At 39.4% G+C, this 21658-nt stretch carries 27 protein-coding genes; 11 read left to right on the top strand and 16 right to left on the bottom strand.

The features are described from left to right. Positions 1–9: 9 nt before the first annotated feature. The 8 genes from spoIIAB to MHI04_RS05955 form a co-directional block, all read right to left on the bottom strand. Entirely contained in the window at positions 10–450 is a 441-nt protein-coding gene (gene spoIIAB, locus MHI04_RS05990) for an anti-sigma F factor (RefSeq protein WP_036127935.1), read from the bottom strand. Further along, positions 443–796, bottom strand: a complete 354-nt coding sequence (spoIIAA, locus tag MHI04_RS05985) for an anti-sigma F factor antagonist (RefSeq protein ID WP_036127938.1) — start codon at positions 794–796, stop codon at positions 443–445. The genes spoIIAB and spoIIAA overlap by 8 nt, the downstream gene beginning before the upstream one ends. A 240-nt stretch (positions 797–1036) precedes the next feature. After that, positions 1037–2287 (bottom strand): thymidine phosphorylase, encoded by a 1251-nt coding sequence (locus MHI04_RS05980; protein ID WP_036127942.1) that lies wholly within the window; start codon positions 2285–2287, stop codon positions 1037–1039. A 13-nt stretch (positions 2288–2300) separates the two neighbouring features. Beyond that, positions 2301–3482, bottom strand: a complete 1182-nt coding sequence (deoB, locus tag MHI04_RS05975; protein WP_271912586.1) for a phosphopentomutase — start codon at positions 3480–3482, stop codon at positions 2301–2303. Positions 3483–3582: 100 nt separating this feature from the next. Beyond that, a complete protein-coding gene (gene xerD, locus MHI04_RS05970) occupies positions 3583–4485 on the bottom strand; it encodes a site-specific tyrosine recombinase XerD (protein WP_036127949.1) in 903 nt (300 codons plus the stop codon). A 288-nt stretch (positions 4486–4773) separates the two neighbouring features. Continuing rightward, positions 4774–5238: a Fur family transcriptional regulator gene (locus MHI04_RS05965; RefSeq protein WP_004232171.1), complete on the bottom strand. Its 465-nt coding sequence runs from the start codon at positions 5236–5238 to the stop codon at positions 4774–4776. Between the two features lie 121 nt (positions 5239–5359). Continuing rightward, entirely contained in the window at positions 5360–5872 is a 513-nt protein-coding gene (locus MHI04_RS05960) for a hypothetical protein (protein WP_036127953.1), read from the bottom strand. Positions 5873–5925: 53 nt separating this feature from the next. Next, positions 5926–6483 (bottom strand): NUDIX hydrolase, encoded by a 558-nt coding sequence (locus tag MHI04_RS05955; RefSeq protein WP_089932069.1) that lies wholly within the window; start codon positions 6481–6483, stop codon positions 5926–5928. 76 nt (positions 6484–6559) lie between these two features. On the opposite strand from MHI04_RS05955, the gene MHI04_RS05950 reads away from it, so the two are divergent. Further along, positions 6560–7459: an aldo/keto reductase gene (locus tag MHI04_RS05950; protein ID WP_089932067.1), complete on the top strand. Its 900-nt coding sequence runs from the start codon at positions 6560–6562 to the stop codon at positions 7457–7459. Next, positions 7456–7935, top strand: coding sequence for a VanZ family protein (locus MHI04_RS05945; RefSeq protein ID WP_342535404.1), 480 nt, complete (start codon positions 7456–7458; stop codon positions 7933–7935). The genes MHI04_RS05950 and MHI04_RS05945 overlap by 4 nt, the downstream gene beginning before the upstream one ends. A gap of 413 nt (positions 7936–8348) precedes the next feature. Here the strand turns inward: MHI04_RS05945 and MHI04_RS05940 are convergent, their stop codons facing one another. The 3 genes from MHI04_RS05940 to MHI04_RS05930 form a co-directional block, all read right to left on the bottom strand. Further along, complete coding sequence (locus tag MHI04_RS05940) at positions 8349–8855, bottom strand: GNAT family N-acetyltransferase (RefSeq protein ID WP_330493478.1); 507 nt, start codon at positions 8853–8855, stop codon at positions 8349–8351. 179 nt (positions 8856–9034) lie between these two features. Then, complete coding sequence (locus MHI04_RS05935; protein ID WP_036127968.1) at positions 9035–9301, bottom strand: YqkE family protein; 267 nt, start codon at positions 9299–9301, stop codon at positions 9035–9037. A 22-nt stretch (positions 9302–9323) separates the two neighbouring features. Then, complete coding sequence (locus MHI04_RS05930) at positions 9324–10508, bottom strand: acetyl-CoA C-acetyltransferase (protein WP_342535403.1); 1185 nt, start codon at positions 10506–10508, stop codon at positions 9324–9326. 207 nt (positions 10509–10715) lie between these two features. Between MHI04_RS05930 and MHI04_RS05925 the strand changes: the two genes are divergently transcribed. Then, positions 10716–11687 carry an alpha/beta hydrolase gene (locus tag MHI04_RS05925; protein WP_036127977.1) on the top strand — a complete coding sequence of 324 codons (972 nt, stop codon included), beginning with the start codon at positions 10716–10718 and terminating at the stop codon, positions 11685–11687. Between the two features lie 583 nt (positions 11688–12270). Here the strand turns inward: MHI04_RS05925 and MHI04_RS05920 are convergent. The 3 genes from MHI04_RS05920 to sirA all read right to left on the bottom strand — a co-directional run bounded on the left by MHI04_RS05920 (position 12271) and on the right by sirA (position 13662). Continuing rightward, on the bottom strand, positions 12271–12741 hold the full coding sequence (locus MHI04_RS05920; RefSeq protein WP_058843967.1) for an S-ribosylhomocysteine lyase: 471 nt from the start codon (positions 12739–12741) through the stop codon (positions 12271–12273). Between the two features lie 145 nt (positions 12742–12886). Further along, complete coding sequence (locus tag MHI04_RS05915; protein ID WP_004232154.1) at positions 12887–13105, bottom strand: YneF family protein; 219 nt, start codon at positions 13103–13105, stop codon at positions 12887–12889. 98 nt (positions 13106–13203) lie between these two features. Continuing rightward, on the bottom strand, positions 13204–13662 hold the full coding sequence (gene sirA / locus MHI04_RS05910) for a sporulation inhibitor of replication protein SirA (RefSeq protein WP_170829784.1): 459 nt from the start codon (positions 13660–13662) through the stop codon (positions 13204–13206). Between the two features lie 306 nt (positions 13663–13968). Between sirA and MHI04_RS05905 the strand changes: the two genes are divergently transcribed. From MHI04_RS05905 to MHI04_RS05885, 5 genes are all read left to right on the top strand, one after another. Beyond that, the gene (locus MHI04_RS05905) at positions 13969–14325 is read left to right on the top strand and encodes an ABC transporter permease (RefSeq protein WP_089932065.1); all 357 of its coding nucleotides are present in this window, start codon (positions 13969–13971) and stop codon (positions 14323–14325) included. A 16-nt stretch (positions 14326–14341) separates the two neighbouring features. Continuing rightward, positions 14342–14980: a PspA/IM30 family protein gene (locus tag MHI04_RS05900; RefSeq protein WP_036128047.1), complete on the top strand. Its 639-nt coding sequence runs from the start codon at positions 14342–14344 to the stop codon at positions 14978–14980. Between the two features lie 112 nt (positions 14981–15092). Then, entirely contained in the window at positions 15093–15776 is a 684-nt protein-coding gene (gene liaF, locus MHI04_RS05895; RefSeq protein ID WP_036128050.1) for a cell wall-active antibiotics response protein LiaF, read from the top strand. After that, complete coding sequence (locus MHI04_RS05890; RefSeq protein WP_036128054.1) at positions 15773–16813, top strand: sensor histidine kinase; 1041 nt, start codon at positions 15773–15775, stop codon at positions 16811–16813. The genes liaF and MHI04_RS05890 overlap by 4 nt, the downstream gene beginning before the upstream one ends. Then, positions 16788–17420 (top strand): response regulator transcription factor, encoded by a 633-nt coding sequence (locus MHI04_RS05885; protein ID WP_036128056.1) that lies wholly within the window; start codon positions 16788–16790, stop codon positions 17418–17420. Before MHI04_RS05890 ends, MHI04_RS05885 begins: the two co-directional genes overlap by 26 nt. Before the next feature lie 292 nt (positions 17421–17712). On the opposite strand, the gene tkt is transcribed toward MHI04_RS05885, so the two are convergent. Together tkt and MHI04_RS05875 are read right to left on the bottom strand one after the other, a co-directional pair. Continuing rightward, the gene (tkt, locus tag MHI04_RS05880; RefSeq protein ID WP_058843965.1) at positions 17713–19707 is read right to left on the bottom strand and encodes a transketolase; all 1995 of its coding nucleotides are present in this window, start codon (positions 19705–19707) and stop codon (positions 17713–17715) included. Between the two features lie 124 nt (positions 19708–19831). Further along, complete coding sequence (locus tag MHI04_RS05875; protein WP_036128062.1) at positions 19832–20065, bottom strand: DUF896 domain-containing protein; 234 nt, start codon at positions 20063–20065, stop codon at positions 19832–19834. Positions 20066–20251: 186 nt separating this feature from the next. Here MHI04_RS05875 and MHI04_RS05870 point away from each other — a divergent pair, with 186 nt between their 5' ends. The 3 genes from MHI04_RS05870 to def all read left to right on the top strand — a co-directional run bounded on the left by MHI04_RS05870 (position 20252) and on the right by def (position 21626). After that, positions 20252–20773: a GNAT family protein gene (locus tag MHI04_RS05870; RefSeq protein WP_036128064.1), complete on the top strand. Its 522-nt coding sequence runs from the start codon at positions 20252–20254 to the stop codon at positions 20771–20773. A gap of 93 nt (positions 20774–20866) precedes the next feature. Then, complete coding sequence (locus MHI04_RS05865; RefSeq protein WP_036128067.1) at positions 20867–21058, top strand: helix-turn-helix transcriptional regulator; 192 nt, start codon at positions 20867–20869, stop codon at positions 21056–21058. Then, positions 21051–21626, top strand: a complete 576-nt coding sequence (gene def, locus MHI04_RS05860; protein ID WP_036128070.1) for a peptide deformylase — start codon at positions 21051–21053, stop codon at positions 21624–21626. The genes MHI04_RS05865 and def overlap by 8 nt, the downstream gene beginning before the upstream one ends. Positions 21627–21658 lie beyond the last annotated feature (32 nt).

Genomic DNA, 21658 nt, shown 5'->3' with positions numbered 1-21658 from the left:
GTCTCAACCTCACATTACCGCTGTGCGAACTGTGTAAAATTTCTTCGTAAACGTTACAGTTGTTCCTTCTTGCCATTTAGACATTACTGTTAGCTGATCTGAAAAGCTATCCATAATGGTGAAGCCCATACCCGAACGCTCCATCGCACTTTTCGTTGTAAATAATGGCTCCATTGCTCGACTAACGTCCTCAATTCCTATTCCTTTATCCATGACAGATACCGTTACAATGTCATCCTCACGTTTTGCATGAACTGTAACAACACCCTTACCATTTTCTTCATAGCCATGAATAATGGCATTGGAAACCGCTTCAGAGACAACTGTTTTAAACTCTGATAGCTCATCAATAGTTGGGTCTAATTGTGCAATAAAACCTGTAACAGCCACACGGGCTAAGGCTTCATTTTCACTAAGTGCTAAAAATGTTAATGTCATTTCGTTATCCATTTACAATCCCCCTTACGCGATCAATCGCTTGTTCCTCTGTTGCATCCATCATCCATGGCCCTAATCCTGAAAATTGAAATACTTTTCGCATTGTTGGCGATGGATTCAATAAAATAGTTCGCCCAGCAACTGCTTCTAACTCACGCATTCGACCAAGCACTAAGCCAACGCCTGAACTATCCATAAAGGAAAGCCCTTCTAAGTTCCAAATGATGGTCGTCACAGTGCCTTGAAAAATTGCTGTAGAAATTTTCGCTCGAATTTGTTCTACTGCATGGTGATCGAGCTCCCCAAACAAACGTATAACGACAGTCTCTCTTGTGACCATTTCTAATTGATAATGCATGAACATCGCCTCCTCCTCGTGCAATTCCACATTCAATGCAATGAATCCTTGCGGCTGACAGAACTAGTGCAAAGTCTTCCGAAATAGTGTCTAATCGACATACTTATAGCTTTTTAGGTTAAGTGCAGTATGGGATAAATCTACATTTTCTAAACGCCATTGCTAGCTAAAGTTTAACGATCCTTAGAACGCAAAAAAAGCGAGAGCTCACTTAAAGTGAGAGCCCTCGCTAACGAATCTTTATGCAATTGTATATGCTTGCTGTATTTTATTGATTGTCTCTTCAACAATTGGTTGATTGGCATATAAATAAGCAATCGTGTCGCCATGATTGACATGGTCACCTTTTTTAGCAATCAGCTGGATGCCTGCATCATAATCAAGTACCGATTCCTTCGTTAATCGTCCAGCACCTAGACTGACACTCGCTTCACCTACTAATAAGGCATTAATGGTTTCCACAGTGCCCTCTGCAACAGCTGTCACCGCTACTTTATGAGCGGTTTCATTTTGGACAATATCAGAAACTACACCACCTTGTGCAACAATGAACTCCTCAAATTTTGCAGCAGCAGAACCATCAGCAAGCACGCGCTTAACCGCAGCGGTCGCTTCCGCTTCATTCACGCCAGCGGCAACTTGGTACATTAAGGAAGAAATAACAATACATTCATCCAACAAATCTTCATGCGTTTCTTCCAAGCGTCCACTTAATAAGGCATACGCCTCTACAACTTCAAGTTTATTGCCAATCATTTTTCCTAAAGGATTATCCATATCACTAATATGTGCGACAACTTTACGCCCAAGTTTTTCTCCAATGGCCGTCATTGTATCCGCTAAAATCTGTGCTTCTTCTTGCGTCTTCATAAACGCACCTGAGCCGCATTTTACGTCAAGTACAATACCGTCTGCGCCACTTGCAATTTTTTTACTCATAATCGACGCAGCGATTAATGGAATAGAATCGACAGTACCTGTCACATCACGTAATGCATATAATTTTTTGTCGGCTGGTACAAGATTCCCTGTTTGTCCAGCAACTGCAATTTTATGCTGATTGACATTGTCAATAAACTCCTGTGATGAAAGCTCTGTTTTGAAGCCTTCAATGGATTCAAGTTTATCGATTGTTCCACCTGTAATGCCTAAACCCTTACCGCTAAATTTCGCCACAGGGATTCCTAAAGAAGCGATAATTGGTGTGACAACAAGTGTGACCTTGTCACCAACTCCTCCTGTAGAATGTTTATCGATTTTAAAGCCATCAATAGACGTTAAATCAATAACATCCCCTGATTCGATCATGGCCTTTGTTAAATAAAATGTTTCATCATCAGACATACCTAGTAAGCGTATGGCCATTAAAAGTGAACTTGCTTGATAATCTGGAATGGAACCCGTCGTATAGCCTTCAACAAAATACTGAATTTCAGCTTGAGATAGCTCTATTCCTTGTTTTTTCTTTTCAAACAATTGAACCATATTCATACGAAAAACCCCCTTATTTCAAATCATGTAAGAAACTTTTGCCGAATGGTGGTGCTTCTACATTAAAGTTTTCAGCAACTGTCGCTGCAATATCCGCAAAAGTTTCACGCAAAGCTAGTTCTGCTCCACCATTGAAACGTGGTGAATAGACAATTAACGGTACATATTCACGTGTATGATCTGTCCCATGGAAGGTTGGATCATTTCCGTGATCGGCAGTAATGATTAATAAATCATCCTCTGACATCGCTTCTGTAATTTCTGGTAGGCGTGCATCAAATTCTTGTAGTGCCTGTCCATAGCCTAATGGATCACGACGATGACCAAAGTTGGCGTCAAAGTCCACTAAATTTAAGAAGCTCATCCCACGAAAATCACGGCGGACAACCTCTGCAAATTGATCCATACCATCCATATTATTTTTTGTGCGTACCGAATCAGTGACACCTTCACCGTTGAATATATCTGAGATTTTTCCAATGGCAATGACATCTAATCCTGCGTCCTTTAAAACATTCATTGTTGTACGACCAAATGGCTTCAATGCGTAGTCATGTCGATTGGCAGTACGTGTGAAGTTGCCTGGCGTACCAACAAATGGTCTTGCAATGACACGTCCTACTAAATATTCAGGCTGTAATGTTAATTCACGCGCCATTTCGCAAATTTTATATAATTCTTCTAATGGAATGATTTCCTCGTGAGCAGCAATCTGTAAAACAGGATCGGCTGATGTATAAACAATAATCGCACCTGTTTCCATATGTTCCTTACCGAAATCTTCAATCACTTGTGTACCGCTTGCTGGTTGATTGCACAGTACTTTACGACCTGTACGTTGCTCTAACTCAGCAATAAGCTCCGCTGGAAATCCTTCTGGATAAACCTTAAATGGTTTATCGATATTTAACCCCATGATTTCCCAATGGCCTGTCATCGTGTCTTTGCCGACAGATGCTTCTTGCATTTTACCGTAGTATGCTTTTGGCTCTGTAGCCGCGTGCATACCTTGCAATGATTCAATATTTGCTAAACCAAAGGACTCCATCACTGGCATTGTAAGCCCATTCATTTTTTCAGCGATATGTCCTAATGTATGTGCACCAACATCACCAAAATTTGCTGCGTCTGGCGCTTCACCTATACCTACTGAGTCCATGACAACAACATGGATTTTGTTAAACGGTTTATTCATAATGGTTGCCTCCTAATCTCATGACTCTATTTTACCAAAAAAATGCGAAAAATAAAGGTCAGACATCCGACTAAAATAATTTTTACTTAATTGAAGAGTTTTAAGCACGTGGATGGAATTGCTTATAGACCTCAGATAATCTTGTTTTACTAATATGTGTATAAATCTGCGTTGTAGAAATATCTGCATGACCAAGCATTTCCTGCACCGCTCGTAAATCAGCGCCATTTTCGACCAAATGAGTTGCAAAGGAGTGACGCAATGTATGTGGGGTTAATTCATGTTGGATGCCTGCCTTTAAAGCATGCTCCTTCATTAATTTCCAACAACCCTGCCTTGTTAAACGTTTCCCTCTTTGATTAATAAAAAACGCATCTGTTTTTGGGTGCTTTCCTTGCAACTGACCACGAGCACCGTTTAAATAGGCATTAATCGCCGAAAGGGCATTTTTGCCAAGTGGAATAATTCGTTCCTTCCCACCCTTCCCAAAGACACGGACAAAGCCCATCGTTAAATGAATATCGGCTAAATCCAGTGCAATGAGTTCACTGATGCGCATGCCAGATCCATATAGTAACTCTAGCATGGCAAGATCACGTATACCTTGTGGCTTACTTCGATTCGGAGCTGTTAGTAACGCTTCGATTTCTTCGATAGATAGGATATTCGGTAGCTTTTGCTCAATAGTTGGCATTTCTAAATGAACAGTCGGATCTGTTTCTGCACGCTTTTCTCGCAGTAAAAATTGATGGAAGCTCCGGATAGAAGAAATATGACGGGCAACGGTACGGCTTGTCTTCCCCTGTGCTCGCAATTGCTCTAAATGCCGCAAAATAGTTGTTCGTTCCACACGGCTAAAATCAGCCATCCCCTCTGCTTCCTGCAAAAAATGCACATAGCTTTCTAAATCACGGCGATAGGATGCTAATGTATTAACAGATAACTGCCTTTCCACCTGAATAAAATGGATATAGTCTTCTACTGCATATTGAAATTCATTCATCATAACGCCCCCTCACTGTCAATTATTCTCTATTTTATCATGGCCTTAAGAAATGTGCTAAAGCCCCCTCTATTCGACATAATCCAACCATATTATCGTTACATTATAATTAATCCAAGGCCACCCTACTTAAATGTGTCCAAGTTATTAATAACTCTTTCATTAAGCTCGTCCGAGGAGACTTCTGTTCTTACACTTCGCTTTCGGAACAAAAACATTTGCTGCCTCAAAAAAACAAAAAACTGCCCGATTCAATCTATACTTAAGATTAAAACAGACAGCTTTTTGTTATTTTTCTTCATTCGATTCGTCGTTTTTATCATGACAGCGCCAGCATATGCCGTGGAAAGTTAGTCGGTGATCTTTTATAATAAAGTTCCAACGTTTTTCAACAACGGCTTCCACATCTTCAAGTAAATCTTCTTGAATTTCATCAACAGCACCACATTCGATACAAACAAGATGATGGTGGAAATGGGCAGCTCCCTCTTGGCGTAGGTCATAGCGCGATACGCCATCGCCAAAGTTGATTTTGTCGACAATTTTGAGCTCAGTTAATAATTCTAACGTTCTATAAACAGTAGCTAGACCAATCTCTGGTGCTTTTTCTTTTACTAAAAGATAAACATCCTCAGCACTTAGGTGGTCCTCTTCGTGCTCAAGCAAGACAGCAACTGTCGCTTCTCGCTGCGGCGTCAGCTTGTAACTAGCACTATGCAGCTGTTTTTTTATACGATCAATTCGGCTCTCCATGTGACGCCCCCCTAAACTCTTTCCATTATACCAAAGGAGTAAATCCTATTACAAGATAGTGAATAGATTTCTAACATGCTTCTATTTTTTATCTGATCACAATTTCTGTCCATTCAATCCTTCATTTTAACACATAAGCAATAACAATAAACTCAGCAACTATTATGATGAAAAATGCGATAAAATTCAACAAAATTGTTCGACCAGATACTTGTTTCCCGATTTTTCGCTTGGACCAAGCGGGTACAAGTAAATTGCATAGGACTAGCAACAATATACAATAGATGAGCTGAAATGGAAACCACCAAATCGTATAAAGCCAAAAAGCTTCAAGTTTTTGTAATAAAAAAACAGAACTAAAGCCAAAAAAAGTGGCACGTATGGCTACTGTCACACGCACTAAAACTTTTAATACGCTATGTGTTGCTAGTAATAATACAAGACCTATAGAAATAGTGACAGGCAGTACTAAACGAAAAATGGAGTGCCTGTCCCCATCTGCTAAACGAGGCTCTATAAATAATATAAATGGTTCCGCTTTCGGTCCACCAATAATATGAAAGAAAATAACGCCGCAAACAAAACTTACTGCAATGATGGAAGCGTGATAAAAAATAGACACCGTACGAGACATAAACATGCTCCTTTTCTATCAAGGTTTGTACAGCTTATGCTCGTCCGTCTCTATTATGCTAAAAGATTATTTTCTAAATTGGCAGCCAGCCAGAGTACTGCAAATGCCGTTTTAGCATCATATATACGCTGATCTGCCACCATTATTTGTGCTTCTTCCAACGAAACTTCTAATAATTCGACAAATTCATCCTCATCTAAATCTGCTTTATTATCTATTGTATATAATTCCCTCGCTACAAACAAATGAATAACTTCATCCGCAAAGCCTGGTGATGTTGCAAATGTTTGTAAAAAAGTCAGTTTATGCGCTCCATAGCCTGTCTCTTCCTCTAATTCACGACGTGCTGTCACCACTGGCTCCTCACCAGGTTCCAGCTTCCCTGCCGGAATTTCAATGATTGAACGTTCAAGCGCTTTACGATATTGTTCTACCAACACTAGTTTCCCCTCGTCCGTAACGGCAATAACTGCTACGGCACCGGGATGCTTTATGATTTCACGTTTCGCAACCTGTCCATTTGGTAAAGTTACCTCATCAATTTGTAGTTTTATTATTCTTCCATCATAGATTGGTGTTGTTGTCGTTGTTTTTTCCTCAAACTTTTTCACTGACGATAACCTCGCTTGTTCTTCAGATATGTTCATTGTACCATTACAAGTAGAGAAATCGAAGGAGGACGATCATATGAAAAAAAGACAGCTTGGCATAAGTGAATTGTTTATTTCAGAGATTAGTTTAGGAGGCATGTCTCTTTCGACAGATAAAAAGCAAGCAGCTGCCATTGTCGATATGGCATTAGATGCCGGGATTAATTATATCGACACAGCGGATTTATATGATTTTGGTGCAAACGAAGAAATCATTGGTACAACGTTAGGTAAACGTCGTCATGATGTCATCCTAGCAACAAAGGTAGGAAACCGTTGGACAGAAGGCGTCGATGGTTGGCATTGGGACGCATCCCCAGACTATATTCAAGAAGCTGCCCATGCTAGCTTACGACGACTAGGTACAGACTATATTGATGTCTATCAATTACATGGCGGCACAATCGAAGATGATTGGGATGGAATTATTGACACATTTGAAGGACTTAAAAAAGAAGGGCTCATTCGTGAATATGGCATTTCTTCTATTCGTCCAAATGTATTGCAGCGATTTTTACCTGCAAGCTCAGCTAAAAGCGTTATGATGCAATACAGTGCTCTAGATCGTCGCCCTGAAGAATGGTTTGAGTTTATTGCAAATCAAGGCGCATCTGTTGTAACACGTGGCACAGTGGCAAAGGGCTTATTAACAAATAGCTGGCAACAACGTCTACAACAGGTCAATGGTTTTAACGGCTATACGGCAGAGGAATTAACAGCATCGTTAACAGACTTAGCTTTACAATATGATGATTTACATGCGCTGGCCATCGCCTTTAATTTGAAAGAGCCTACGATTGCTTCAACGGTAATTGGGGCAAGCTCACAACAACAGCTAGCTCAAACGCTAGCTGCCTATGAAAAAATCAACGTAATCACAGATTTTAATGCAGCCAATAAACTGACTAAAAATGAGCAGTATCAAGAACACCGATGAAAAAATGGCTGATCTTCATCATCTGTCTTGTCATATTAGTAATCTCCTCTAGTATGACCTATGAGCAACAGAGTATCCTACCAGAATTAGAAGATCTACTTGCCAATAAACCTTTTGAAAAACAACTATCTGTTTTAAAAATTCCCTATTGGGGAACCATCGTTTCCGTTGAAGAACGTGGTTATTTTCCATTTGTAGAGTTTTTAATTCGTAAATTGACACATTTTATTGGGTTTGGATGCATTGCACTTGGTCTGTATTTTGCTTGGGGAAAAAGACGTTTGGCAGCAAGTATTGCCATTGCAGGAACAGCTACAATTGCTATCATTGACGAATTTCGTCAAAGCTTTACACCAGGTCGCACAATGAGCTTCCAAGATGTCTTAGTCGATACAGCTGGAGCCATTGTTTTTGTGAGTATCGTTGTAGCATTGAGAAAAATACTCAAAAATAAAAGACAAAAGGCATTACCGTAGCCTTTTGTCTTCATTGTGTTGAATAACAAAATATCCATAGAATTTAAAGTAAAAAAGGTTTGCCGCTCCACAAAAGAGTTCTCTTTTTTACAAAGGTTTCACAAATAAAATGAAGGTGTTCACTACTTTATTGATGGTAGTGGTGATTAATCCCGTCTCCACTCTCTAAAAATAGAAATATTTCATTCACTACTGACACTTTTACAGAATGGTTAATGTGGAGTGGAGCCAGCATCACAGAGAAGACCCTGGAGCGAACGTAAGTGAGGGAAGCAGATCATCGGACGCCCCTGAAAAGGACGCTGGCGGAACGGAACTACTCGCCTTGCTAAAAAATCTTTTTGTGACATTACCATTTTTAACCAAAATAAAGACAAAAGGCACAATCATAGTCTTTTGTCTTAGCCATTTTTTTAAAGTTGGAATCTCCAAAAATAGAGGGAGTTTGTTTCTTTATACAAGGCAGCTCCTGCTTTTTCTAAAACTCGATGGGATGCCACATTATCTTTTTCGGTATCTGCAATAACGTATTTTACATTTAGTTGATGAAGTAACCAGTTTTGAAGAGCTATGATTGATTCTGTCATATAGCCCTGCCCCTGATAAGGAGGAAAAGTATAATACCCAATCACAACTTCCTCTTGGTCATTTGGCATACCTTTTAGCATTATGCCACCAACAGCACAATTTCTCTCTTTTAACACAAGTAACCAGTTCGTATGCCAAAGATAGTTTTGCTCATCTTCTACGACTTTGGAAAGTCTAAAATACAATGCTTGTTTAAGCTCACAATCTAAACGCCCCTCACCCATACTTAATGACAACTGCTTGGCCATTTGTTTCTCATGCTCTATTAGTAATTTTAGATACTTGGCGTTTAAAGGAATTAATCTTATTCTTTCTGTCTGTAATTCTACCATGTTGTTCTCCTAACATAATTTAATTGATACTAAACTACAATTAGGTATATGTTATTGGCAGCGTCTCCCGTTCCATTAAATTCAAAAATCTCTCTTTGTATATCGACTATAACGACATAATTTAAATGCTGTAAAAGACAAAACAGTGAACTCACCTGTGTGAATTCACTGCTTTATTTTTAAAATTTAGAGCCTTTATCGCCGTATTCGTTTAGTAATTCTTCAAACGATTTATTTTTTTCACGTTGTTTGCGTTCAAACGCTAATTTTGCTTGACGTTCTTCCTCTGCCGCCTGCTCTTTAGCAGTTAAATCTTGCTTCGCCGCTTTTAATTTTGCGAGCACATCGCCGCCAAGCTGATCCGCTAATGTGACCGCCTCTTGCTTAGGTAGGCTAGCTGTCATGCTATTGTCAGTGCGTTGCTGCTGTTTTCGTTTCTTTCCCATTACATTCACCTTCTTATTGATATCAAGGGCGCTTTACAACAGTTGCTACGCCTTGTCCCCCACCGATACATAATGTGGCTAAGCCCGTTTTTGCGTCACGCTTTTCCATTTCATGCAATAGCGTCACTAAAATACGAGCACCACTTGCACCGATTGGATGACCAAGAGCAATAGCACCCCCGTTCACATTTAGTTTATCATGATTAAAGCTTAATTCACGATCTACAGCAATTGATTGTGCTGCAAATGCTTCATTTGCTTCAATTAAATCGATATCGTCTAAAGTTGTCTCTGCTTTTGTTAGTGCTTTTTGGACAGCTTTTACAGGACCTGTCCCCATAATAGCTGGATCGACACCTGCGCTGGCATTCGCTGTAATAATCGCCATTGGTTGAATGCCTAACTTTTGTGCTTTTTCCTTTGACATCACCACAACTGCTGCTGCACCATCATTAATACCCGATGCGTTCGCTGCGGTAACGGAGCCATCCTTTTTAAATGCTGGTCGTAGCTTAGCTAAGGACTCCGCTGTCACACCTGCTCGTGGAAATTCATCTTTATTGAAAAGAAGTGGCTCTCCCTTACGCTGTGGAATCTCGACAGCCACGATTTCATTTTCAAACTTGCCAACTGCAATCGCTGCCTCTGCACGTTGCTGAGAACGAGCCGCAAAAGCATCCTGCTCTTCTCGAGAAATTTGATACATATCACATAAATTTTCAGCGGTAATCCCCATATGATAATCATTAAAAGCACACCATAGGCCATCTTGAATCATTGCATCTACTACCTTTTGATCGCCCATTCGGAAGCCTTCTCGTGCATTTTTTAAGACGTAAGGTGCTTGGCTCATATTTTCAAAGCCCCCCGCAACAACAATCTCAGCATCTCCCGCTATAATCGCCTGTGTGGCTAAATGAACAGCCTTTAAACCCGATCCACATACTTTATTAATTGTTAATGCTGATACCTCGTGAGGTAACCCTGCTTTAATTGCCGCTTGACGAGCTGGGTTTTGTCCAAGCCCTGCCGCTAAGACATTCCCCATAATGACCTCATCTACTTGTTCTCCTGCTACACCTGCACGTGCTAACGCCTCTTTAATGACAATGCTACCTAACGTTGTCGCTGGTACGTCTTTTAATGTCCCCTGAAATGAGCCTATCGCTGTACGCACAGCACTCACGATTACTACCTCGTTTGTCATAATCATTCTCCCCTTTTCCCCGTTCAAAAATCAACACTGCATGCATATGCTACTAGCAGATATGTATATTTTAACAAATATTTTGACGATTTTCGATAATAGAAATAATCGCAGTTTTGCCAAAGATATTGTAAAATGTTGACGTGTTTTAAACAATCTTAGTTGGGAACATTACAAATAAGAAACAGCATGTGGAGGTGTTTTATGATGAAAAAGAAGATGCTTTTATTCTCTGGTATTACAACAACGCTAGCCGCAGCTGCAACAGGTCTGTTCGGCTTCGCGCTTTCCAATAAATTAATGTATATCCAACAAAAAGACCCGGAGTTTGTTCGAGAACGAGAAACGACTGCCAAGCGCTTTGATGAAGCTTGGTACAATAATAACTTGAAATGCGAACTCAATATTGATTCTCCTAATGGCTACTCAATTCGAGGCATTATGTTTCAGCCTTTGCAAACTAATAACACCATCATCATTTGTCACGGTGTCACTGAAAATAAAATAAATTCCGTAAAATATGCTCGATTATTTGAAAGACTTGGCTATAATTCAGTTATTTTTGACCATCGTCGTCATGGTGAATCTGGGGGCAAAACAACGAGTTATGGCTACTATGAAAAAAATGATCTTGATGCAGTAGTAAAGACAGTGAAAGCCATGATTGGTGAAGACGCTATCCTTGGGATTCACGGTGAATCCATGGGGGCAGCAACTATGCTACTTTATGCTGGAACAGTGGAAGATGGTGCTGATTTCTATATTTCAGACTGTGCGTTCTCCGATTTTTCCATGTTGTTGAAGCAAATCGCCAAAACCGAATTTAAATATGGCTCCATTATTCCCATTCGCTTTGCCGATTTCTTTGTCCGCCTCAGAGATGGCTACTCCTTCAAAAGTGTAACACCTGCTGAAGCCGTGACACATATTGAAAAACCAGTACTCTTTATTCACAGTATTCCTGATACATTTATTCCAGCGTCGATGTCACTAGATCTCTACAATAAAAAAGCAGGTCCCAAAAAATTAAAACTTTTTGACACTGGGGCACATGCACAGTCCTTTAATGAAAATATGGATGAATATGAGGATTTAATTCATGATTTTTTAGAAAGTTTTATTTACCAAAAAATCAATCCCGAGTCTTCCTCCTCCAATGTCATTCCATTCCATTTTTAGCACACATGAAAAAAGATCATGTCAAAGGCAGAAAAAGCAACTTTGCAAGGTGAGAGGTTGATTTCCGTTCCGCCAGCGCCCTTTCCAGGGGGCGTCCGATGAGCCGCTTCACTCACTTACGCTCGCTCCAGGGTCTCATCTGTGACGCTAATCCCCTAGGAGTGACGCTGGCTCCACTCCAATCAACCATTCTGCAAAGTGTCTTTACTTTTTTTCATAGTAATATAGCGATTAAATAGCCCATTATTTTTAGAGGGAATAAGCTCTTATTTTCAATGTGGGGAAGCGATGTGTGACAACACCTCTCCATAAAGAGTAGTGAAGACCTTCGCCTTATTTGAAAACCTTTGCTAAAAAGGTAATACTTTTGTAGGTTGGAGTGGAAGGCTACTTGACTCCCGTGGGATAACGAGACAGGCGAGCCTCTAAACGGAGCGATAGCGGAGGAAGCGGCTCGGGACGCTTGCCCACAGGAAAGCAAGTAGCCTGCAAGGGAAATCCATTTCTACCTTCCAATTGACTGTTTTGTTTTTCAACACTAAGAAAACCTTGCGGAATTATCTCCGCAAGGTTTTATAAATGATTATTCTCCAAAAACGATATGCCATTCATCTCGTTTTGCTAAAAATTCTTCAGCTAATGATTGTGCACCTTCCAAGCTATGGCTAGCAGCCCAGCCACACTGCACCTCATTGCATGCAGGAACAGCTGTTGCTTTTGTCACATCAATAAATGTTTTCTCTAAAATAGTTAATAATTCCTCATAATCATTATGATTAATCAGTGATACATAGAAGCCTGTTTGGCAACCCATTGGACTAAAATCAACAATGTGATCAGAGTAGTTACGAATAATGTCAGCAGATAAATGCTCTAAAGAATGTAAGGCAGGCATATCCATATGCTCTTTATTTGGCTGTTTAAAGCGAATATCATATTTGTACACTTCGTCGCCATTTTGACCCGTTTTAACACCAGCTAAACGAACATAAGGTGCCTTTACTTTTGTATGATCCAGATCAAAGCTTTCTACATTTGTCTTTTCTTTTTGCATAATACATAACCCCTTTCCGTATGGTAATTCTATTATACATAGTTTCCCGATAGAATTATATGATTTTCAAGAATTTTTTAAATACTGTAAAAAATATAAAAAAAACAACTAGTTAAGTTTGAACTAGTTGCTCTCATCATTCCGATTACTTTTGGAATTTATTCATTTGTGCCATCATTTGACGTACTTGCTTTTCAGACGGCGTACGACCCATTTGTGCCATCATCATACGAATCATTTGCTCATTAATAGGTGGGTTTTCTTTTAAATATTTCATCATAGCTTGACGAGCGAAATAGAAACCAAGTGCCGCTCCCGCTGCTAATGCGATAATTACGATAATAATCCAGCCCCATGTAGGCATACAACCAACCTCCTCCACTACAATATACCGAGAAAAACTCTCCACGCACCATTATACACCAAATGATAGCGTGTTACTATATATTGTAGTGAATTTTCCTAGTGCATTGTATACTTCATCGGCTTTAACCACCCACACTCATTATCCTGTTTATTAAAAGCAATAAACCGTTCACTCATTTTGGCAAGCATTTGAAATAAATCTAAATCTAACATTCGCGAACCTTCACAATAAACACAAATTTTACGATCGACCAAATAAATAGCCATTTTGCCTTTTATCGGATGTTCTAAAAACAAAGCATTACGGGCTCTTTCTAAATGTGCATATTTGGAATCAAGTTGATGTTCCAACATCGCTGCAATTTCTTCAAAACGAACAGATTCACATATATATGCAAGCTCTTTTAAGGATTTCTCGTTGGCGTCTTCACAGCCTTGCATCATCTCTAACAACTTACGCTCTCTGCCAAAAATAAATGTTAAATGCTCTTCTTTTATCTTATATATAGAATAGGTTCTCACCAGAAATCCTCCTTCGCTCAGTTTCTTTTCCATAAGTATAGCTCATCCAACCTTGTTAATTTGTCAAACGAAGGAAGGATCTATCTTCTATTTTTGTCGAAAAAATTCTAGTTTCGCATCTATAAATGACTTTATGACAAATGGTATTTTTTGATAAAACAAAATAGTTATTTTCCAAAAACAAGAAAAAACAGCTCGTTTTATACGCCAAAAACCCACTTTCGTTACAGCTTAGATGGTTCTCAGCCTCAAGACCTAGATCAAAATCAATTTCGAGTCCGTTTTAGACAATCTTGTATAGAGGTAACATAAAGGTACAAACGAAAGGAGCTAAAACAAATGAAAAAATTTCTTTTATTAACTGGAGGCGTCATCGCAGCATGTGTTGCACTTGCCTTAATAGGACCACTGGCAGGTTTACTATTCTCCGGATTATTTGTAGCACTAGGCATGCATTTCTACATTGCAAGCAAATCAACATTCGGTAAAATTTTCTGGTTTACAGTTGGTCTAATCGGTGTTCTATCAGCAGTGTCTAACATTCCAGCAATGATCGGTCTTGCAGCTATCGCTATTATCTATGTCATCTATAAAAAATGGAATGGCGAAGATGTAAAAATCCCTACAATCGAAGGGAAAAAAGAAGAAGATCCGTTTACAAACTTTGAAAAAGAATGGTCAAACTTAACAAAATAAAAAGGAGCGAAATTAAATGAATTTATTTCAACGTTTTAGATATACAGTAGAGGCAGACTTACATCAAATATTTGATAAAAAGGAACAAAAAAATCCGATTGCAATGTTAAATCAATACATTCGCGAGGCAGAAAAACAAACAGAACAAACAGGTAAATTATTAGAACGACAAGGGCAATTAAAAGAAAAGCTAGAGCAAGAATATAAGCAAAATGCTGAATTACTAGCTAAACGTGAAGCCCAACTAACATTGGCAACAACTAGTGGTGAACAGGATTTAATTGATTTCGCTACAGATGAAGTAACGGCTTACACAGCTCGTAATCATACACTACAAGCAAGCATTGAATCGAGTACACGTGAATACTTCGAGCTAGAGCGTAAATTCGAAACAATGAAGCATAAAATTAAAGATATGAAAGTACGTCAATTACAGCTGATGGGAAAAGAAAATGTAACACGTGCTCACCATCAAATGGACGGCATGATTGCCAAAAACAATAAAACAAATTTTGAAGATTTAGAAGCCTATATCGATAAATTAGCTTACCAAATCGATAAAGATCATGAGGTAACAACTTTCGAGGCAAGACTGGCAGAATTAGAAAAAAAAGCAGCAGAAGATCACTCACCACTGCTAATTGAAAATAAATAACATGTTATAATGAAAGCAATGCGCCAACTTTATAAGGCGCATTCTTTCACGTTTAAAAATAGAGGGTCCCATTCCCTCTCTTATACTATTAGTAGAAGGAAGGGTGACCCTCTTGCAAAATTTCACAACAAATAAGCTCACGTTTTGGGTACTATGCTTCTTTTTACTCGTCTTTGTAGAGCTTACTATTTTTAATAATGGCGGAGCCTTCTGTTTATTGATTGGGGCAGTACTTCTTTATTTAAGTTTTTCCAAAAAAGTTCGTTTTTTTAAATGGACAGGAATTTTCTTCATTGCTATTGCTTTGTTTACCATGTGGAGCCTACGTTTATTCGTCGTCATCATGCTCTTATATATGCTTTATCAATACCTACAACGAGAAAACGAACCAAAGGTAGTCGGTGCAGAGCTTTTTGAAAAGCTTCCTACAACTAAAAATGACTTGATTGGCACAATGCCAGCACCTACAGAAGCGTACAAATGGCAAGATGTACAAATTCAACGCCTTGCAGGAGATATTACGATTGATACAACACAAACAATTTTACCTGCTGGCACTAGTCTCATTACAATTCGCCAAGGGATCGGGAAAGTTCAAATCTATATTCCCTATGAAATCCCTTTCCGTTTACAGTATACGACGTTATTTGGTGAGCTTATCTGCTTACATAAGGGGCCACAACGCATCTTAAATGAAAGTATTACTTTCGCTGACGGCAACCCTGAGGATGCTAAACGCGTTTTAATTATTCATGTCGCAACCTGGCTGGGAGATTTGGAGGTGCTACGAAAATGATTGCCTTTATCTCAAGATTGTTTACGCTATTTTTCATTTTAATGAGTGCTGTTTTCGGTCTGCTTGTGGCGGTATGGGGCAATCCGGATGAAAAAACATGGGAGCCATTGTGGCAGCAGACTTACGATAATATTCCGCTAGGAGGCATCATCGTAGTTAGCCTGTTTGTACTTAGCTTCCTGTTTGCTAGCTGGATCAGCATGACTGCTCGGGCACGAGAAGCTCAAGCAACACGCATTGTGAAGCAATTAATCGAGCCTGATTTTATTTTCCCTAAAAAACAAGCACTTCCGAAATCATTAAAAAAGGCAATAGTTCAAACAAGTGAATTAATCGATACACAGCGAAAAAGCTTACAGCGACTCTCCAATGAACGGGCAGAAGCAAATGATAAAATTATTCAGGAGCGTATTATTGCTGAACGCCAACGACTTGCTAGGGAATTGCATGATTCCGTATCACAGCAATTATTTGCGGCTTCTATGTTACTCTCAGCATTAACTGAAAATGACGAAAATGCTACTAGCTTAAAACAGGTGGAAAAGATTGTTCAGCAGGCACAGCTAGAAATGCGCGCATTGCTGCTCCACTTACGACCTGTAGCTCTACACAATAAAACGCTAGCACAAGGCTTAGAGGAATTGATTATTGAACTTCAACAAAAAGTTTATTTCCATATTGAATATGAGCTAGAGGAAATGGCCTTAACAAAAGCAGAAGAAGACCATTTATTCCGTATTGCACAGGAAGCCCTCTCTAACACGCTCCGTCATGCCAAAGCAAGTGAAGTGGAGTTACTGCTTGTTGCACGAGATGACTTAGCCATTTTACGAATTCAGGATAATGGGTTAGGCTTTGATGTGGAGGCCGATAAATCAACTTCGTACGGCTTACAAAATATAGCTGAACGAGCTGTTGAAATTGGCTGCACATACAAAATTGTGTCCGTGCCTGAAGAAGGAACGATTGTGGAGGTTAAAATTCCGCTACAGAAGGAGGAGGTTCATGTCGATGATACAAGTGCTCATAGTGGATGATCATGAAATGGTACGGATTGGCGTTTCAGCCTATCTTTCAGCACAACCAGATATTACAGTTGTAGGTGAGGCTGAAAACGGCAAAGAGGCTGTGGAGCGTGCCCTTGCCCTAAGACCTGATATTATTTTAATGGATAATGTCATGCCCATCATGACAGGAGCAGAGGCAACAGCGGAAATTTTAACGGCATGGCCAGAGGCAAAAATCATGATGGTGACTAGTTTTTTAGATGACGATAAAGTCTACCCTGCTTTAGAGGCTGGTGCGGTAAGCTATATTTTAAAAACTTCTAATGCTAAACAAATTGCCGATGCTATTCGTAAAACCATAGGTGGCGAAACAGTATTAGAGCCAGAAGTCACATCCAAAATGATGCACCGTATGCGCCATGGTAATAATACGCCCCTTTACGAACAGCTCACTGACCGTGAAATGGAAGTATTATTGCTCATGGCAAAGGGTAAAGCAAATCAGGAAATCGCTGACGAACTATACATTGCCTTAAAGACCGTAAAAACACATGTTAGCAATATTTTAGCAAAGCTCGAAGTGCAAGATCGTACACAGGCTGTTGTCTATGCTTTTCAAAATGGCCTTGCTAAATAAACACCTACATAAAAAACTGCATGTCAGCATGCAGTTTTTTCATGTATTTAGAGATACTTGATTAGATCCACAATATACCTTTTCTAATTCTTGTCATGATCCATAACCATATGTCACGCCGATAGCATCAAAATCATTTTCACAAGCCCCGATCATGATAAATTGTTCCTTTGGATACTTGGCAAAATGATGCAGCACCTCTGCAATAATCTCATTTTTATCATAATAAAAAAGTACCGCAACACTCAGTCGATGTTTAAGTTCGCTGAGTGTTGCGGTATTTTAATATAAATTATAGTGCTTTTACTTTCGCTACGACATTTTCTACAGTGAATCCGTATTTTTCCATTACTAATTCACCTGGAGCTGATGCACCGAACTTGTCGATTGCAAGAACGTCACCTTCAAAGCCAGTATATTTATGCCAGCCAAATGATGCACCCATTTCAATCGCAAGACGTTTTGTCACAGCTTTTGGTAGGACAGATTCTTTATAAGCTGCGTCTTGTTTTTCAAAGCGATCCATAGACGGCATGGAAACAACTGCCACATCCACACCTTCTGCTTTTAATGCTTTCTGTGCTTCAACAGCAAGTGAAACCTCAGAGCCTGTTGCGATTAAAATAGCATCTGCTACTTCTTTTGTAGCAGGAGATACTGTGTAAGCACCCTTCGTAACACCATCACGAACTGTTTCAATAGAAGCGTCAAGGACAGGTAAGTTTTGACGAGATAATACTAAAACAGTTGGCGTTTTTTCTGATGCTACGGCAAGCTCCCAAGCTACCGCTGATTCATTTGCATCCGCAGGACGAATAACAGAGAGATTTGGCATCGCACGTAGTGATGCAAGGTGTTCGATTGGTTCATGTGTTGGACCATCTTCCCCTACTGCAATAGAGTCATGTGTAAATACATATGTTACAGGAAGCCCCATTAATGCAGAAAGACGAACTGCTGGACGAACATAATCAGAGAATACGAAGAACGTACCGCCAAATACATTTAAACCACCATGAAGAGCCATACCGTTCATCGCAGCACCCATTGCAAATTCACGAACACCAAACCAGATGTTGCGACCAGCATAATCGTCTGCAGAGAAATCGCCTGCGCCCTTCATCGTTGTTTTATTGGAGCCAGCAAGGTCAGCGGAACCACCAAAGAATGAAGGAGTTTTCTTCGCAATGGCATTAATCGCGTCACCAGAAGAAGAACGTGTTGCTACAGATTTACCTGCCTCATATACTGGTAGCTCTGACGCAAAGTCCTCTGGTAATTCACCATTCATCGCTTTTTCAAATTGAGCCGCTAACTCTGGGAACTCTTCTTTATATGCAGCAAATTTAGCATTCCAAGCTTCCTCAGATTGTGCACCTTGTATTTCAGCAGCAGCATTAAATGTATCATACACTTCAGCAGGAATTTGGAATGGCTCGTGTGCCCATTCATACGCAGCTTTCGTTAAGACAACTTCATCTGTACCAAGTGGCGCACCATGTGAATCTGCTTTACCAGATTTATTTGGAGAACCAAAACCAATCACTGTTTTTACTTCAATTAATGTTGGTTTGCCAGTTGATTTTTTCGCTTCTTCAATTGTGGCATTAATGGCATCTACATCTGTACCATCAGCCACTTTTAAGTAATTCCAGCCATAAGATTCAAAGCGTTTTTGTACGTTTTCTGAGAATGACTTTTCTAAGTCACCGTCTAAAGAAATATCATTAGAATCGTAAAGTACGATTAATTTTTCAAGTTTTAAGTGACCAGCTAATGAAATAGCTTCAGCTGCTACACCTTCCATTAAGTCACCATCACCACAAAGGGCAAATGTGTAGTGGTCAACGATATCATGACCAGGTTTATTGTAAGTAGCCGCTAAATGACGCTCAGCCATTGCCATACCAACTGTCATAGCAATCCCTTGACCAAGTGGACCAGTTGTTGCCTCTACACCTACTGTATGACCGTATTCAGGATGTCCTGGTGTTAATGAATCCCATTGGCGGAAGTTTTGAATTTCTTCCATTGGTAAACCATAGCCTCCAAGATGAAGTAAGCTGTACAGAAGCATAGAACCATGACCAGCTGATAGTACAAAACGATCACGGTTATACCATTTTGGATTTGCTGGATTATGGCGTAATTGTTTTGTCCATAGCGTATAAGCCATTGGCGCCGCCCCCATTGGTAAACCTGGGTGACCAGAATTTGCTTTTTCGATAGCGTCGATTGACAAAGTTCGAATAGCATTAATTGCTAAAAGATCCGCGTGTTGAGTCATTATATTGTGACATCCTTTCTCGTCCTATATTGTTCTTTTACAGTTTAGTCAACATTGCTTTAGAAAACAATGCTTTTGTTATACTAATTGCGTTTTCATACATACTTTATTGAATTGTGTCACATTAATTTAGAAATTTATTTTTTTTAGCTTGTCTTACTTTCTCTGGTGTCACATCATTACCTTCTGCATCTACCACTTTTACATTTTCAATCGTATCTCGCATAGTCGCTCTAAACGTATCTAAGTACTCCTTGCGAAGCGCTGTTCGCTCCTTAGCCTCTGCTTCTGTTAATTGACCACTTTTGGCCTTAGCAGAAAGTTCATTAATTCGGTTAATTTTTTCCTTTGATAACATTGTTACACACCTTTCAATACCTAGCTTAATGACTTCAGTATGCAAAGTATAGCATGCTTTCCCTTAAAATGCAGTTATACCAACCCTTAATAACACTTCTTAGCCATAATTTACATGACTTCCAGATGTTAGTCGTGTATAACTAATAATAAAAGGAAAAAATTTATATTTATTGGAGGAAATTAGATGAACATCACAACACAGCGATTACTTATCCGAAAATTTGAAGCCCAAGATTGGCAGGCTGTTTATAGCTATATGTCTGATGAAACGGTGATGCATTATATGCCTGAAGGAGTTTTAACGGAAGAACAAGTCCAAAAATTTATAACAGAAAATAGCGCGGATCAAGCTAAGCATTTTGCCATTACTTTACGCGATCAACCAGAAGTTATTGGTCATTTAGTTTTTCATCGATGCTTTGGCGAACATACCTATGAAATTGGATGGGTATTGAATCCTGCTTATCAGCAACATGGCTATGCATCAGAAGCTGCTCAAGCCCTATTAGATTATGGATTTTCCAAATTGAAGCTTCATAGAATAATAGCAACATGCCAACCCGAAAATATAGCTTCTTACCGAGTGATGGAAAAGATCGGTATGCGGCGTGAAGGATTTTTTAAAAAATGTATACCGCATGGTGACAATTGGTGGGATGAATACTATTACGCAATCTTGCAAGAAGAATGGCATAAAACTCTATAAAATGACCGTGTTACATAGTAACAACATTTGGTCATTCAGTAAAAAGAGTATAAAATAAATGGCTAACACTTCGGACAAAACGGAGGGATAAACCTGAGGAGTATGATCAAAATGTTGAGAAACAAATTAGGGATAACCAAAGCTATACTTGCAAAAGAATGCGGTGTTGTTAGACAGACTGTTAATTGTATTGAAAATGATAAGTACGAGCCAACCTTTGAATTAGCTCTGAACATGGCTAAAGTCCTCAATAGCCGTATTGATGAGGTGTTTATGTATGACTAAATTTCTTCCTGATTCGATCATTACCATGAAAGATTTTGTGAAAGAAGACTCGATATTATTACGAAAACAAACCGAAGAAGTGACGACACCCTTGAACCAAGAGGATCGAAGTACTTTATTAGCTATGCTGCAATATCTCAAAAACAGCCAAGATCCAACGCTAGCAAAAAAATATAAGCTTCGCCCTGGAACTGGGTTGTCTGCAAATCAAATAGGTGTAGACAAACGGATGTTTGCTGTACTATTTGATCATAATGAAATGTTGTTTATCAATCCCAAAATCATAAGTCATTCCCTCAATATGATTTATTTACCTGATGGAGAAGGCTGCCTGTCGGTTAATCGACCTGTCCATGGTTTTGTGCCAAGATACGAGCGTATTAAGGTCAGAGCATATGACATTGATGGTCAAGAATTCATCCTGCCGTTTCAGGGCTATGGGGCGATCGTTGTCCAACATGAAATCGATCATTTAAATGGCATAATGTTTTATGATCGAATAAATAAAGAGAATCCTTTTCGACTACCTACTAACATCATCATCGACAGTTTGGCTTCCTATCAATAGCGTTTTTTTACTGTGAATAAAAAAAGATTAGC

Source organism: Lysinibacillus sp. FSL K6-1151, assembly GCF_038630755.1.
Taxonomy (GTDB): Bacteria; Bacillota; Bacilli; order Bacillales_A; family Planococcaceae; genus Lysinibacillus; species Lysinibacillus fusiformis_D.
Note: the sequence above shows the minus strand (reverse complement) of the source record. Positions and strands in the feature narration are given on the sequence as shown.